The sequence below is a fragment of the Subtercola boreus genome (assembly GCF_006716115.1).
Classification (GTDB): Bacteria; Actinomycetota; Actinomycetes; order Actinomycetales; family Microbacteriaceae; genus Subtercola; species Subtercola boreus.
On sequence record NZ_VFOO01000001.1, the window covers coordinates 2,600,952 to 2,614,700 of the forward strand.

The following is a 13,749-nucleotide window of genomic DNA, read 5'->3' on the forward strand; positions in this document are numbered from 1 at the left end:
CGAGTCCCTCAGCGAAGGAAGAATACCCATGCCACGATCTGCACGACGAACAGCAATGACGCTGGGCGCGGGAGCGGTTGCTCTCGGCTTGCTCCTCACCGGATGCTCCGCCGGAGCCAGTTCCGCGCCGGCGGCGACAACGTCGCAGGCCGACATCGACAAGGCGATGACGACCCCCACCACGATCACCTTCTGGACCTCCAACAAGCTGCAGGAGGAGGTCGACCTCTTCGAGAAGAAGTACCCGGCCATCACCGTCGACCTGGTCGACGCCGGCTCGGGAACCGACTACTACACCAAGCTCCGCAGCGCGATCAAGGCCGGCAACGGTGCTCCGGATGTCGCGCAGATCGAGTACCACCACATGCCCTCGTTCATCCTCCAGGGTTCCCTCGTCGACCTGACCCCGTACGGTGCAGCCGATGTGAAGGACCAGTTCGCGACCTTCGCCTGGGACCAGGTCGCCACCGACAAGGGCGTCTACGGCATCCCCCAGGACACCGGCCCCCTCGGCCTGCTCTACCGCAACGACATCTTCGCAGCAGCCGGCATCCCCGCCCCCACCACCTGGGACGAGTTCGCAGCCGACGCGGAGATCATCCACGCCGCCAACCCGTCGCAGTACATCGCCAACATCTCGCCGAGCAACGCCAGTGCCACCATGGGGCTCTTCTGGCAGGGCGGCGCGCAGCCCTTCTCCTACGACGGCGACAAGACGGTCTCGATCAACCTCGACAGCCCTGAGATGGTGAAGGTCGCCGAGTACTGGCAGAGCATGGTCGACGCGGGAACGGTCTCGACCGACCCCGACTTCACCGACCAGTGGTACCAGGGCCTCGCGAGCGGCCGTTACGCCTCATGGGTCTCCGCGGCCTGGGGTCCTCTCTTCCTGCAGGGCACCGCAGCAGACACCACCGGCAAGTGGACCGCCTCCGAGCTCCCCCAGTGGAACGCCGGCGAACACAAGTCGGGCAGCGTCGGCGGCTCCGCCAACGCCGTCATCTCCACCTCCGCCGCCCCGATCGCTGCCGCGAAGTTCGCCGAGTTCATCAACAGCGACCCCGAATCGAGCCTGACCATGGGCACGAAGCAGTTCCTGTTCCCCGCCGCCACCGCCACCCTGGCCGACCCGGCTTTCACCGACCAGGACGTCGAGTTCTTCGGCGGCCAGCAGATCAACAAGCTGTTCGCCCAGATCTCCCCCACGGTCAACCCGAACTTCCAGTGGCTGCCCTTCATGGACCCGGTGTTCGAGAGCTACAACGCCACCTTCGGCAAGGCGCTCACCGACAAGACCAGCCTGACCGACGCTCTCTCCGAGTGGCAGAAGCAGGTCGTCGACTACGCGACGAGCCAGGGCTTCACAGTCAAATAGACCCACCGAACGAGCGAACGCACCAGCGAACGAAAGCCTGACATGACAACGAACACGCCTGTGGTCACCGCCCGGCCCCCCGCGGCCCGGTCGAAGACCAGGAGTCGAACCAGCCCTGCCCGCCGTCAACAGAACCGCGCCGCCTACTTCTTCGTGGCACCGTTCCTGCTGTTCTTCGTGCTCATGCTGGTCATTCCGCTGGTCTACTCCGGTTACCTCAGCGTGTTCCGCGAGCAGCTGATCGGTGGGCTGTCGTTCATCGGGCTCGACAACTACGCCCGGGCCCTGCAGGATCCAGAATTCCTCGCAGGGCTCGGCCGTGTCGTGCTCTTCCTCGTGGTGCAGGTGCCGATCATGCTCGCGCTCGCGCTGCTGTTCGCGCTGGTGCTCGACAGCGGGCGACTGCGGTTCGCCCGGTTCATCCGGCTCGGCATCTTTCTGCCCTATGCGATCCCCGGTGTGATCGCAGCACTGATGTGGGGTTACCTCTACGGCCAGGACTTCGGACCCTTCGCCCAGGTGGCGCAGTTCTTCGGCCTGCCCGCCCCGCAGTTCCTGTCGGGCCAGTGGATGCTCGCCTCCATCGGCAACATCACGACCTGGTCTTTCGTCGGCTACAACATGATCATCATCTTCGCCGCCCTCCGCTCGGTACCCGAAGAGCAGTACGAGGCGGCGACGATGGATGGCGCGGGTCCGATCCGTATCGCCTGGAGCATCAAGATCCCCGCCGTCCGGCCCGCCCTCATCCTCACCGTGATCTTCTCGGTCATCGGATCGTTCCAGCTGTTCACCGAGCCCCAGCTGCTCAAGTCGATCGCTCCCACCGTGATCGACGGCGCCTACACGCCGAACCTCTACGCCTACACGCTGGCCTTCAGCCGCAACGAGCTGAACTACGCCGCCGCCGTCTCGTTCCTGCTCGGCTTCATCATCATGGTCGTCTCGTACGTCGTCCAACTCAGCACCCAGCGCAAGGAGCGCACTCGATGACCGTCGCCCTGTCCCCCGTCCAACCCTCCGCGACGGCTCCTGTGCCGGGTCGCCCGCCGGTTCCGCCGCGAAAGCGTTCGAAGACCGGAGCCGCACCGCGGAAGAGCACCTTCATCACCGTCGTGATGCTTGCAGCAGCCGCGTACTTCCTGCTGCCCATCGCGTGGCTGGTGATCGCCTCCACGAAGACCAACAGCGGACTGTTCCGCTCGTTCGGGTTCGCCTTCGACCGCGACTTCGCGCTCTTCTCGAACATCGCCGATGTCTTCACCCGCGACAACGGGATCTTCGTGCGCTGGCTGCTGAACACCGTCGTCTACGCGTCGGTGAGCGCCGTCGGAGCGACCCTGCTCGCGACCCTCGCCGGCTACGCCTTCGCCAAGTACCAGTTCCCGGGTGGTCGGCTGCTGTTCAGCGTCATCCTCGGTGCGATCATGATCCCCTCGACGGCACTCGCCATCCCGACCTACCTGCTGTTCAGCGGCGCCGGGCTCACCGACACCCCGCTGGCGGTCATCCTGCCGAGCATCGTGAACCCCTTCGGCCTCTACCTCATGATGGTCTACGCCCAGGGCGCCATCGACACCAGTCTGCTGGAGGCCGGCCGCATCGACGGCGCGGGAGAGTTCCGCATCTTCTGGCAGCTGTGCCTGCGGGTTCTCGCTCCCGGCATGGTGACCGTTCTGCTCTTCTCGCTGGTGGCGACCTGGAACAACTACTTCCTGCCGCTCATCATGCTGAACACCTCCGACCTGCTGCCGCTCACGGTCGGCCTCGCCCAATGGCAGTCGGCGGCCTCGCGGGGCAACGGCGGCGAGGCCCTGTTCTCGGCGGTCATCTCGGGTTCGCTCGTCTCGACGATCCCGCTTGTCATCGCGTTCCTCTTCCTGCAGAAGTACTGGCAGTCGGGCCTGACCGCCGGAGGGGTCAAGGGATGACCCTGCGATACGGCGGCGACTACAACCCGGAACAGTGGCCCGAGGAGATCTGGGCCGAAGACGTACGACTCATGCAGGAGGCCGGCGTCAACTTCGTCACGGTCGGAGTGTTCTCCTGGTCGCTGCTCGAACCCTCCGACGGGGTGTTCGAGTTCGGCTGGCTCGACCGGGTGCTCGACCTGCTGCACTCCGCGGGCATCCGCGTCGACCTCGCGACCGCCACGGCCTCGCCTCCCCCCTGGCTGACCACCGCCCATCCGGAGATGCTGCCGCAGGATGAACGCGGAATCGTTCACTGGCCGGGCTCCCGCCAGCAGTACTCCCCCACCTCACCCGCCTACCGCAGGTACGCCGCGCGGCTGGTGCGCCGCATGGCGGAGCGCTACGGTTCCCACCCCGCCCTCTCGATGTGGCACATCAACAACGAGTACGGCTGCCACACCAACCTCGACTACTCCGACGACGCCGCCATCGCGTTCCGCGGCTGGCTGCGCGACCGCTACGGCGACGTCGAGACCCTCAACCGGGCCTGGGGCACGACCTTCTGGTCGCAGCGCTACAGCTCGTTCGACGAGATCCTGCCACCGCGCATCGCGCCGAACTTCCGGAACCCCTCGCAGTTGCTCGATTTCCAGCGCTTCAGCTCGGATGCCCTGCTCGAGTGCTTCCTGATGGAGAAGGCCATCCTGCGGGAGTTCACCCCCGACATCCCGATCACGACGAACTTCATCGGGGCCTTCAAGCCCGTCGACTACTGGAGCTGGGCGCCGCACATCGACGTCATCTCCGACGACAACTACTACGACCCGCTCGACCCGCGCTCGCCCATGAAGGCCGCCCTGACCCGCGACCTCATGCGCTCCCTCGGGGGTGGCCGGCCGTGGCTGCTCATGGAGCAGGCGACCAGCCACGTGCAGTGGAGAACCACGAACGCCCGCAAACCCACCGGGCAGATGCAGGCCCTGTCGCTGCAGGCTGTGGCGCGGGGCGCCGACGGCATCAACTTCTTCCAGTGGCGGCAGTCCGCGGCCGGCGCCGAGAAGTTCCACACCGCGATGCTTCCCCACGCCGGAACTGACAGCCGGATCTGGCGGAGTGTCGTCGAACTGGGCAGGCAGCTCGCTGCTCTCGCCCCGGTCGAGGGCAGCGGCGAAAAGGCCCAGGTGGCGATCGTGCTCGACTGGCCGAGCTGGTGGGCGAGCGAGGCCGGTGCCCTGCCGCAGACCCTCTCCTACATCGATGCCGTCGAGAGCTGGTACGAGGCGCTGTACGACGCGAACGTGCCTGTCGACTTCGTGCATGCTGCAGCCGACCTCACCGGCTACAGCGTCGTGTTCGCGCCCCAGCTCTACCTCCTGCCCGACACCGCAGCCCAGTCGCTCGACTCCTTCGTGCGGCAGGGCGGTGCCCTCGTGCTGACCTACTTCTCGGCGATCGCCGACGAGAACGACCATGCTCACCTGGGCGGCTATCTCGGCGGTCTCCGCACGGCCCTCGGGCTCCGGATCGAGGAGTTCGCACCGCTCGCGCTCGACCCGTCCTCACTCGGCTCGGTCGTCGCGGTCACCAGCGAGCGGCTCGGCGACTTCAGCGGCACCCTCTGGTCGGAGCTGGTGACGGCCGACACCGCAGAGGTCGTGGCACGGTTCGCGGGCGGCGACCTCGACCGGCTGCCGGCGGTGACGACGAACCATCACGGGCGGGGAACCGCCTGGTATGTCGGCACCCAGCCCGACCGGGCCGCCGTGGCACGGATCGTCGGCACGATCCTCGGCGACGCAGGCGTTGCCCTGCCCTTCCCCGATGCGGGCGCCGGCATCGAGGCGGTGCGACGCGGCGGGATCCTCTTCGTCATCAATCACGGGCCCGAGGCCGCGCTGCTCGACCGGTCCGGCCTCGACCTGCTGACGGGCGAAAGGTCGGAGGGCTTCACCCTGCCGCAGTACGGTGTCGTCGCTCTTCGAGAGACGCCCTCGCACGAGCATCCGGAACCCCACGCCCCGGGCGTCGGCAAACCTTCCCACTTCGAGACACGAAAGGCTGAGAGTGAAGTTCACTGACGGCTTCTGGCAGCTCCGACCCGGCGTCACCGCCCTCTACGCTCGCGAGGCATACGACATCGAGAGCACGCCGAACGGTCTCGTCGTCACGGCGCCGACCGCGGTCATCCGGTCGCGGGGAGACACCCTCAACCGAGCCGTGCTGACGGTCGAGCTGAGTTCACCGCTCGACGGGGTGATCGGGGTTCGGGTGACCCATCACGCGGGCGCCCACCGGCACCCCGGATTCGAGCTGCCGGGAGCCGAGGCGGGCCACGGAATCCCGCGGGTCACCACCGCGGCTGACGGCGGCCTCTCCGCCGAACTCACCAGCGGCAGCCTGACGGCCAGAGTCACCGGGGGCTCGCCCTGGAACCTCACCTTCGAGGCAGACGGCAGGGTTCTGACCCGGAGCGGCGACAAGTCCGTCGGCTACATCTCTCTCAGCGACACGGCGTCGGTGGATCGCGGCCCTGCCGGGAACGCCCGCGCCGGCACCCCCGGCCCGAGCGCCACCGTCTTCACCCACGAGCAGCTCTCGCTTGGCGTGGGCGAACTCGTCTACGGCCTCGGCGAGCGCTTCGGTCCGCTGGTGAAGAACGGCCAGGTCGTCGACATCTGGAACGCCGACGGCGGAACGTCGAGCGAACAGGCCTACAAGAACATCCCGTTCTACCTCACCAACCGCGGCTACGGCGTCTTCGTCAACGACACCGGGCACGTCTCGTACGAGGTCGGTTCCGAGACGGTCGAGCGCGTGCAGTTCAGCGTGCCCGGCGAGAGCCTCGAGTACTTCGTCATCCACGGCCCGACCCCGAAGCAGATCCTGGAGCGGTACACGGCACTCACCGGTCGACCCGCCCACGTGCCGGCCTGGTCGTGCGGCCTCTGGCTGTCGACCTCGTTCACGACCGACTACGACGAACAGACCGTCACCGGCTTCATCGACGCGATGGCCGAGCGCGACCTGCCGCTCAGTGTCTTCCACTTCGACTGCTTCTGGATGCGCGAGTTCGCCTGGTGCGACTTCGAATGGGATGCCCGGGTCTTCCCCGACCCCGAAGGGATGCTCTCCCGCCTGCACGACCGCGACCTGCGGGTCTGCGTCTGGATCAACCCCTACATCGGCCAACGCTCCAAGCTCTTCGCCGAGGGCAGGGATCTCGGCTACTTCGTGAAACGGCCCGACGGCAGCGTCTGGCAGTGGGACCTCTGGCAGGCCGGCATGGCGCTCGTCGACTTCACCAACCCCGCGGCAACCGCCTGGTACCAGTCGAAGCTCCGCGCCCTGCTCGACCAGGGGGTCGACTGCTTCAAGACCGACTTCGGCGAGCGCATCCCCCTCGAGGTCGACTACTTCGACGGCTCCAGCCCAGACCGTATGCACAACCTCTACACCCAGCTCTACAACGCGGCCGTGTTCGAGGTGCTGCGGGATGCCCGGGGCGAGGGTGACGCGGTGCTGTTCGCCCGCTCCGCCACCGCCGGCGGGCAGCAGCTGCCCGTGCACTGGGGTGGGGACTCCACCAGCACCTACGAGTCGATGGCGGAGACCCTCCGCGGCGGCCTCTCGCTGGCGCTCAGCGGTTTCGGCTTCTGGAGCCACGACATCGGTGGGTTCGAGGGCACACCCGACGCCGGTGTGTTCAAACGCTGGACAGCGTTCGGGCTGCTTTCGTCGCACAGCCGCTTCCACGGCTCCGACTCCTATCGTGTGCCGTGGGCCTTCGATGAGGAAGCGGTCGAGGTGACCCGGTTCTTCACGAAACTGAAGCTCTCGCTGATGCCCTACCTCTACGCGGCCGGCCTCGAGGCAAGCGCCTCGGGCACCCCGGTGCTGCGGCCCCTTCAACTCGAGTTCCCCGACGACCCCGCCACCGCTCACCTCGACCGGCAGTACATGCTGGGTGCAGACGTCCTCGTGGCGCCCGTCTTCACGGCCGACGGAACGGTCGAGTTCTACCTGCCCGAGGGGGTCTGGACGAACCTCCTCACGGGTCACCCGGTGACCGGGGGCCGGTGGCTCCGGGAGCAGCACGGCTTCCTCAGTCTGCCGCTCTATGTGCGGCCCGGGGCCGTGCTGCCGCGCGGCGCGCGCGACGACCGGCCCGACTACGACTACCTCGACGGGCTCACACTCGAGGTGTATCCCGGAGCCGGCGACCGCACCATCACGGTGACCGAGCCGTCGGGCAGGAGCGCCGAGTTCACGGTCAGCCACGACGCCGGTAGTGACATCCACGTCACGTCGACGTCACCGGCCGGCTTCGAGGTGCGCCAGGTCAGCGCGGCCACCGAGCCACCCGTGCGCTGACGCGCGCCGGGGGGCCGGGCAGCCGGTCCAAACCGTCTGGCAGGCTCCCGCGCCTACTTCACGCCCCGGATCGGCAGCACGAGCACCGCACCGATCACGGCGGCGATCGCACCGGCGATGAAGAGGGCGGCGTAGTTCTCGGTGAGCGCCGCCGTGGCTCCGATGGCGAGGATGGCCGGGGCGATCGCCGGCACGATCGACGAGGGCAGCGTGTTCGCGAGCGCGATCACACCCATGTCCTTCGCAGGGTTGTCGGGGTCGGGCAGCACCTGGGTGACGAGGGCGAGGTCGACAGCGAAGTAGATGCCCTGGCCGACGCCCACGATCCCGATCGCGAGCAGGAAGCCCGGGAATGAGTTCGCGTTCGCGGCGATCAGCAGCCCGATCGCGAAGAGGATGGACGAAGCCATCACGAAGGGCTTCCGCCGGCCGATCCGGTCGGAGACCTTTCCGGCGATGGCGGCGAAGATGAGCGCGGCGATCGTGAGCACGAGGGTCGACAGGAACACCGCACCCGCCACATCCTGCGGGCTGAAGTGCAGCACGAAGATCAGGTAGAGGGCCTGGTACGCCTGCACGGCGGCGACCCCGAAGAACAGCAGGCACCGGCTCCACCACGCCCAGGCGAAGGCTGGGCTCTTCGCGGGATTGACCCAGAACGTGCTGAAGAACGACACCGCGGTGAAGGCGGGGCGGCGGTCGCGCGGGAACGGCTGGTCGTGCAGAACGACCGCGAACAACAGGATGCCCACCACACCGACCGCCGCGGGAACGAGGATCATCAGCGAGAGCGTGGGTGAGAACAGCTGCGCGATGAACAGTCCGATGACCGCTCCGACCGGTAGCGAGACGCCGACGATCGACGAGGCCGGGCCGCGCTTCGCCGGCTCGAACTGGTCGGGGATGACCGAGGTGACCGCCACGGTCGCCGCAGCGAAACCGACCTGCGTGAAGACACTGCCCACCGTCAGTACGGCAGTGGTGCTCGAGGCGAAGGTGATGACAGCGCCGATCGCGATGAGTACGGCACCGAGCACCAGGAGGGGCCGGCGGCGGCCCGAACGCGACGTGATGCGGTCGCTGATGCGGCCGAACAGCGGCAGGGCCACGAGCGAGAAGAGCGCTCCGACCGCGACGGCGATGGAGACGATCGTTCCGGCGTTGGCGGGATCGATGATGGTCGCTTTCAGTGAGATCGTCAGCACCGCGGGCACGAGCAGGGCCATCGCCGTTCCGATGGCGGCGAAACCGAGGAAGAACAGAAACCCTCCGCGAGGGTTGGCCCAGCCCCCGACGGGGACGCTCTGGGTGTACAGGCCGGGCGAGGCCGCGGCTGTGTCACGGGACACGGGGTTGGTCATGGCGGGCACCTTTGCATCGCGACCGATCTCGGTGATCGGTTCTGGCACAAGTTCTAGCACAATTAGTTATAACTGTTTAGTCTTTCGGTAGAAAAGTTTTCGACTCGACGGGGAGAATGAAGCCATGACCACCCGAACATCGCTCACCCGTGCCGAGGTTCTCGTCGAGCAGGTCGAGGCCGACATCCGACAGCGCGGACTGAAGCCCGACGATTGGATCACCAACAAGGAAGAGCTGCGGATCGGGTCGGGAATGGCCCGGGCCACAGTCAACGAGGCTGTGCGATTGTTGCAGGACAGAGGGATGGTCGTACCGAAGCCGGGCCCCGGCGGCGGCCTGTTCGTCGCCTCCCAGCATCCGATCGTGCGCCTCGGCCGCACCCTCCTCAGGGTCGAGGATTCACCCTCATCGATCGCAGACGCCATCGAGATGCGCGAAGAGCTGGAGGGCCTGGTGATGGCGCAGGCGGCTGCGAACCGAACCGAGACCGACATCGACGATCTGCGGGAGCACGGCCGGTCGATCGTCGACGCGACGGGAGACGCCGAGCTGTTCATCCATCGCAACTGGGCCCTGCACCGCCGCATCGCTGCCATCGGCCAGAACCAGGTGCTGAGAAGCACCTACCTCGGCTTGCTCGAGTACGTCGACTCCCGGTCGGTCGCGGCCAGCCGCGAAGACACCCACGACGATGCGTCGTACTTCGCCCACCGCATCCGGCTGCACCTCGACCTCATCGACGCAGTCGCCTCGGGCGACGAGGCCACCGCGCGCGAGGCGGCCGCGCGGCACTCGCACCGCGGCTGACGCACGGCTCGGGGTGCCCTCGGTTGACATCCGTCGCGAGTCGGCCTATCGTTCCAAATGGTTATACCTAATTGGCACACACCCTCAGCACGACGCCCACACCGCGCAGCGCACAACCCGGCAGAGCAGCCGGAGATCGGATCCCCATGAGATTCATCGGCCTCGACATCGACGGCTCCCCGTGGGTGGCCCGACTCGGTGACGACGGCGTGCTGCCGATCACGACCGTCGACGAGTTCTGGGCCGACGCCGCAGGCTGGATGAAGCGGGCCGAGGCCGCGACCGGCGACCTGCTCCCGCGCGGCGAGCGCCGGGAGATCCCGTTCGTGCCGCCGGCAGCGCGGGTCTTCTGCATCGGGCTCAACTACCGGGCCCATGCCGCAGAGGGTGGATTCACCCCGCCGGAATACCCCACCATCTTCGGTCGCTGGACCGCCTCGCTGTCGGTGAGCGGCGTCGCCGTTCCCCTGCCGCTCGGCGAACAGGGCCTCGACTGGGAGGCCGAGGTCGCCGCCTACATCGGCACCCCGGTGTGGAACGCCGACGAGACCGAGAGTGCGGCATCCGTCTTCGGCTATTCGACCTTCAACGACCTCACCGCCCGTCGCGCCCAGAAGCTCACCGCCCAGTGGACCCTCGGCAAGAACGCCGACAAGAGCGGCCCCGCGGGCCCCCTGGTGACGGCCGACGAAGTGGGCAGCCTCGAAGACGGCCTTCAGGTGCGCACCCGGGTCAATGGCACCGAGGTGCAGAACGGCAACACGCGTGACCTGATCTTCTCGATCCCGAGCATCATCTCGTTGATCAGCAGAACCCTCACCCTGCACCCGGGGGATGTCATCGTGAGCGGCACACCCGAGGGCGTCGGTTACGTGCGCACCCCGCCGTGGTACCTCGGCGACGGAGACGTCGTGGAGGTCGAGATCGAACGCCTCGGCACTCTGGTCACCCCGATCGGCGGGCCGAGTGCCCGGGAGGGCGCGTGATGACCACGCCACCCGCCACGCCGCAGCCGACGCCGCTCGCCGCGCTCCCCGACCACGTGCCCGTGCTCATCGCCGGCGGCGGGCCGAGCGGGCTGTTCCTGGCGCTCGAACTCGCGCACCGCGGCATCCGTTCGCTCGTCGTCGAACCGCGAGTGGATGTCGACCCCCACCGCCCACGCGCCAAGACCACGAACTCCCGCACCATGACCCATCTGCGCCGACTCGGGCTCGCACAGGCCCTCCGCGCCGCGGCCGCGCTCGACGCCGACTACTCCGAAGATGTGATCTTCTGCTCGAGCCTGACCGGTTTCGAGGTGAAGCGGTTCCGGCACGCCTTCCAGCTGCACCGCGAGAGGTTCGAACTGCAGCCGGAGGCCGGCCAGCAGATCGCGCAGCCGGTCGTCGAGACGGTGCTGCGGGAGGCGGCCCGCCGCTCCGACCTCGTGACGCTCTGCACAGGGCTCCGCGTGACGGGCGTCGATGGCCACACCGTGACCGTCTCCACTGCCACACCGATCTCCACCACCGCAGCGGCCTCCTCCACCGCAACGACTCCCGCCGTCACAGACGCCGGCAGCCGACAGGTGCACGCCGATTTCCTCGTGGGAGCGGATGGCGGAACCTCCGTCGTTCGCAAGAGCCTCGGCATCGCGATGCAGGGCGGCTCGGCGAACCGGTCGAACCTGAACGTGCTGTTCCGGTCGACCCGCCTCGCCGACGTCGTGACCCTCGACCCCGCGGTGCAGTACTGGGTGATGGCTCCGGAGGCCTCGGGCATCATCGGCCGCGCAGACCTCACCGACACGTGGTGGGCGATCGTGCAGGGCGTGGACATCGAGCGGAGTGACCTCGACCCCGCGGCACTCATCCGCGCCATGGCCGGTTCAGACATCGACGTCGATGTCATCGCCACCGACCCCTGGACCGCCCGCATGCTGCTCGCCGACAGTTACGGCCGCGACGGCGTGTACCTCATCGGCGACGCTGCCCACCTCAACCCTCCGTGGGGCGGCCACGGCTTCAACACCTGCATCGGCGACGCCGCGAACCTCGGCTGGAAGATCGCCGCCACCCTCGACGGGTGGGGCGGTGACGCGCTGCTGGCAAGCTACGAGCCCGAACGCCGGCCGGTCGCGGCCCGCACGATCCGCGAGGCGGCCGCGAACGGCCACGCCCTCGCGAACGACTTCGCCGACGCCCTGCTCGGCAGCGACAGCCCCGAGGGCGAAGCACTGCGTGCCTGGGCATCCGACGCCCTCGACGTTAAAAGGAGTGAGTTCAGCTCTCTCGGCCTGGTGCTCGGGTACTCCTACGCCGACTCCCCGCTCGTCGCCCCCGACCCCGAACCGGCACCCGCCGAGAGTCCCATCGACTATGTGGCCTCGGCTCGGCCCGGGATGCTGCTGCCCCACGTCTGGCTCGCCGACGGCACTTCGGTCTACGACCTGCTCGACGACCGGGGTTTCACCCTGTTCGTCGCCGCCGGCGCGGACTTCGACCTCGACAGCAGGCACGGCATCCCCGTTCACACCGTCGTGCTCGCCGACACCGCCCTCTTCGCCCGCTGGGGTGCGCCGGCCGTTCTGGTGCGACCCGACCAGCACGTCGCCTGGCGCGGGTCGACCGCTTCGCATGCCGCGGCCGCACTCGACCGCGCCGCAGGCTGGGCGCGCACCCTCCAGGAGGCAGCCCCGTGACCAGCTCGAACTTTCGCGACTACGTCTATCCGCCCGAGCATCCGAGAGTAGCCTCGCTCCGCGGCCTCGACGCACGCGCCTACGCCGAGACCGCCACGACCGACAGCTTCGCCGGCCCGATGATCGAGGGCTGGGCGAAGCTCTACCCCGTGGCCTATGTCGGGCTCACCACCGACGGGCACGTGCAGCCTGGTCTCTTCGACCTCCGCGACGAGAACGCACCCGTGCGGGAGATGACGGCCGCGGCATCCACTCTGCTCGACTCCCTCGAGACCGCGGAGGCCGCACGGCTCCGCTACCCGCTCGACGCGCACGAGTGGCGCAGCTGGGCGAACCCCGAATTCATGCAGCACGACACCGGTCTGCGGCTCGACGAGCTCTCCGACGAGACCGTCGCCGCCATCCTCGCCGTCGTCGAAGCGAGCCTCAGTCCGGAAGGATTCCGGCTCGTGCGCGACCTGATGTACATCAACGGCTACCTCGGCGCGGTCGTCGAACTGCCCGCGCTGATGAACGAGCGGAGCTACAACTTCGCCCTCTACGGCGACCCCTCGCCCGATGCACCCTGGGGCTGGCAGCTGTTCGGTCACCACGTCGCGCTGAACTGCCTGGTGGTCGGCGGCCAGCAGGTGGTGTCACCCGTCTTCCTCGGCGCAGAACCGAGCTCGGTCGACAGCGGCCCGCGCGCCGGGCTGCGGGTCTTCGACGACCGCATCGCGACCGCCCGCGCCCTCATGGCCGCCCTCGAACCGTCGGTGCGGCATCGGGTCGTCAGCTACGCACAGCTGGTGGATCCCGCCATGCCGCCCGGACGCATCCACCCCGGCGACGAACGTCATCTCGGCGGATGCTTCCGCGACAACGCGGTCGTGCCCTATGAGGGCGTGCGGGTCACCGAGTTCGACGCGCGCGGGCAGCAGCTCGTGCTGGAGCTGGCGCGGCAGTTCTTCGCCATCCTCCCGGCGGGACCAGCCGCGGCGAAACTCGCCGACGTCGAAGCGCACCTCGACGAGACGTGGTTCTCCTGGATCGGCGGCTTCGAGGGTGCTGCTCCCTTCTACTTCCGCATCCAGAGTCCGGTGACCATGCTCGAGCTCGACCACCACACGGGTGTGTTCCTCTCGAACGACGAGCCGGGCGACTTCCACATCCACACGGTCATCCGCACCCCGAACGCGAACGACTACGGCCGCGTGCTCGTCGAACTCGCGACCGGCCGGAAGCTCATCGCGTGAGCG

General features: G+C 68.1%; 10 protein-coding genes. 9 read left to right on the forward strand and 1 reads right to left on the reverse strand.

From position 1 onward, the window contains the following. Positions 1 to 28 precede the first annotated feature (28 nt). From FB464_RS12085 to yicI, 5 genes are read left to right on the forward strand one after another with little or no spacing between them, the layout of a single operon-like run. Positions 29 to 1,375, forward strand: a complete 1,347-nt coding sequence (locus FB464_RS12085; RefSeq protein ID WP_246093040.1) for an ABC transporter substrate-binding protein — start codon at positions 29 to 31, stop codon at positions 1,373 to 1,375. A 42-nt stretch (positions 1,376 to 1,417) separates the two neighbouring features. Beyond that, positions 1,418 to 2,368: a carbohydrate ABC transporter permease gene (locus FB464_RS12090; RefSeq protein ID WP_116413639.1), complete on the forward strand. Its 951-nt coding sequence runs from the start codon at positions 1,418 to 1,420 to the stop codon at positions 2,366 to 2,368. Further along, positions 2,365 to 3,306: a carbohydrate ABC transporter permease gene (locus FB464_RS12095; protein ID WP_116413638.1), complete on the forward strand. Its 942-nt coding sequence runs from the start codon at positions 2,365 to 2,367 to the stop codon at positions 3,304 to 3,306. Before FB464_RS12090 ends, FB464_RS12095 begins: the two co-directional genes overlap by 4 nt. Next, entirely contained in the window at positions 3,303 to 5,366 is a 2,064-nt protein-coding gene (locus FB464_RS12100; protein ID WP_116413637.1) for a beta-galactosidase, read from the forward strand. Before FB464_RS12095 ends, FB464_RS12100 begins: the two co-directional genes overlap by 4 nt. Continuing rightward, positions 5,353 to 7,659, forward strand: a complete 2,307-nt coding sequence (gene yicI, locus FB464_RS12105; protein ID WP_116413636.1) for an alpha-xylosidase — start codon at positions 5,353 to 5,355, stop codon at positions 7,657 to 7,659. Before FB464_RS12100 ends, yicI begins: the two co-directional genes overlap by 14 nt. Before the next feature lie 53 nt (positions 7,660 to 7,712). Here yicI and FB464_RS12110 read toward each other — a convergent pair whose 3' ends face one another. After that, positions 7,713 to 9,020 (reverse strand): MFS transporter, encoded by a 1,308-nt coding sequence (locus tag FB464_RS12110; protein WP_142206687.1) that lies wholly within the window; start codon positions 9,018 to 9,020, stop codon positions 7,713 to 7,715. A 124-nt stretch (positions 9,021 to 9,144) separates the two neighbouring features. Between FB464_RS12110 and FB464_RS12115 the strand changes: the two genes are divergently transcribed. The 4 genes from FB464_RS12115 (at position 9,145) to FB464_RS12130 (ending at position 13,746) form a co-directional block, all read left to right on the forward strand. Then, positions 9,145 to 9,828 (forward strand): FadR/GntR family transcriptional regulator, encoded by a 684-nt coding sequence (locus FB464_RS12115; RefSeq protein ID WP_116413634.1) that lies wholly within the window; start codon positions 9,145 to 9,147, stop codon positions 9,826 to 9,828. Between the two features lie 146 nt (positions 9,829 to 9,974). Then, positions 9,975 to 10,814 (forward strand): fumarylacetoacetate hydrolase family protein, encoded by an 840-nt coding sequence (locus FB464_RS12120; RefSeq protein WP_116413633.1) that lies wholly within the window; start codon positions 9,975 to 9,977, stop codon positions 10,812 to 10,814. Continuing rightward, positions 10,814 to 12,511: an FAD-dependent monooxygenase gene (locus FB464_RS12125; protein WP_116413632.1), complete on the forward strand. Its 1,698-nt coding sequence runs from the start codon at positions 10,814 to 10,816 to the stop codon at positions 12,509 to 12,511. Before FB464_RS12120 ends, FB464_RS12125 begins: the two co-directional genes overlap by 1 nt. Next, on the forward strand, positions 12,508 to 13,746 hold the full coding sequence (locus tag FB464_RS12130; RefSeq protein WP_116413631.1) for a DUF3500 domain-containing protein: 1,239 nt from the start codon (positions 12,508 to 12,510) through the stop codon (positions 13,744 to 13,746). Before FB464_RS12125 ends, FB464_RS12130 begins: the two co-directional genes overlap by 4 nt. The last annotated feature ends 3 nt before the right edge of the window (positions 13,747 to 13,749 follow it).

Bases quoted from the DNA above. Each gene is read 5' to 3' on its own strand.
- FB464_RS12085 (WP_246093040.1), top strand. From the start codon at position 29: ATGCCACGATCTGCACGACGAACAGCAATGACGCTGGGCGCGGGAGCG.
- FB464_RS12090 (WP_116413639.1), top strand. From the start codon at position 1,418: ATGACAACGAACACGCCTGTGGTCACCGCCCGGCCCCCCGCGGCCCGG.
- FB464_RS12095 (WP_116413638.1), top strand. From the start codon at position 2,365: ATGACCGTCGCCCTGTCCCCCGTCCAACCCTCCGCGACGGCTCCTGTG.
- FB464_RS12100 (WP_116413637.1), top strand. From the start codon at position 3,303: ATGACCCTGCGATACGGCGGCGACTACAACCCGGAACAGTGGCCCGAG.
- FB464_RS12110 (WP_142206687.1), bottom strand. From the start codon at position 9,020: ATGACCAACCCCGTGTCCCGTGACACAGCCGCGGCCTCGCCCGGCCTG.
- FB464_RS12115 (WP_116413634.1), top strand. From the start codon at position 9,145: ATGACCACCCGAACATCGCTCACCCGTGCCGAGGTTCTCGTCGAGCAG.
- FB464_RS12120 (WP_116413633.1), top strand. From the start codon at position 9,975: ATGAGATTCATCGGCCTCGACATCGACGGCTCCCCGTGGGTGGCCCGA.
- FB464_RS12125 (WP_116413632.1), top strand. From the start codon at position 10,814: ATGACCACGCCACCCGCCACGCCGCAGCCGACGCCGCTCGCCGCGCTC.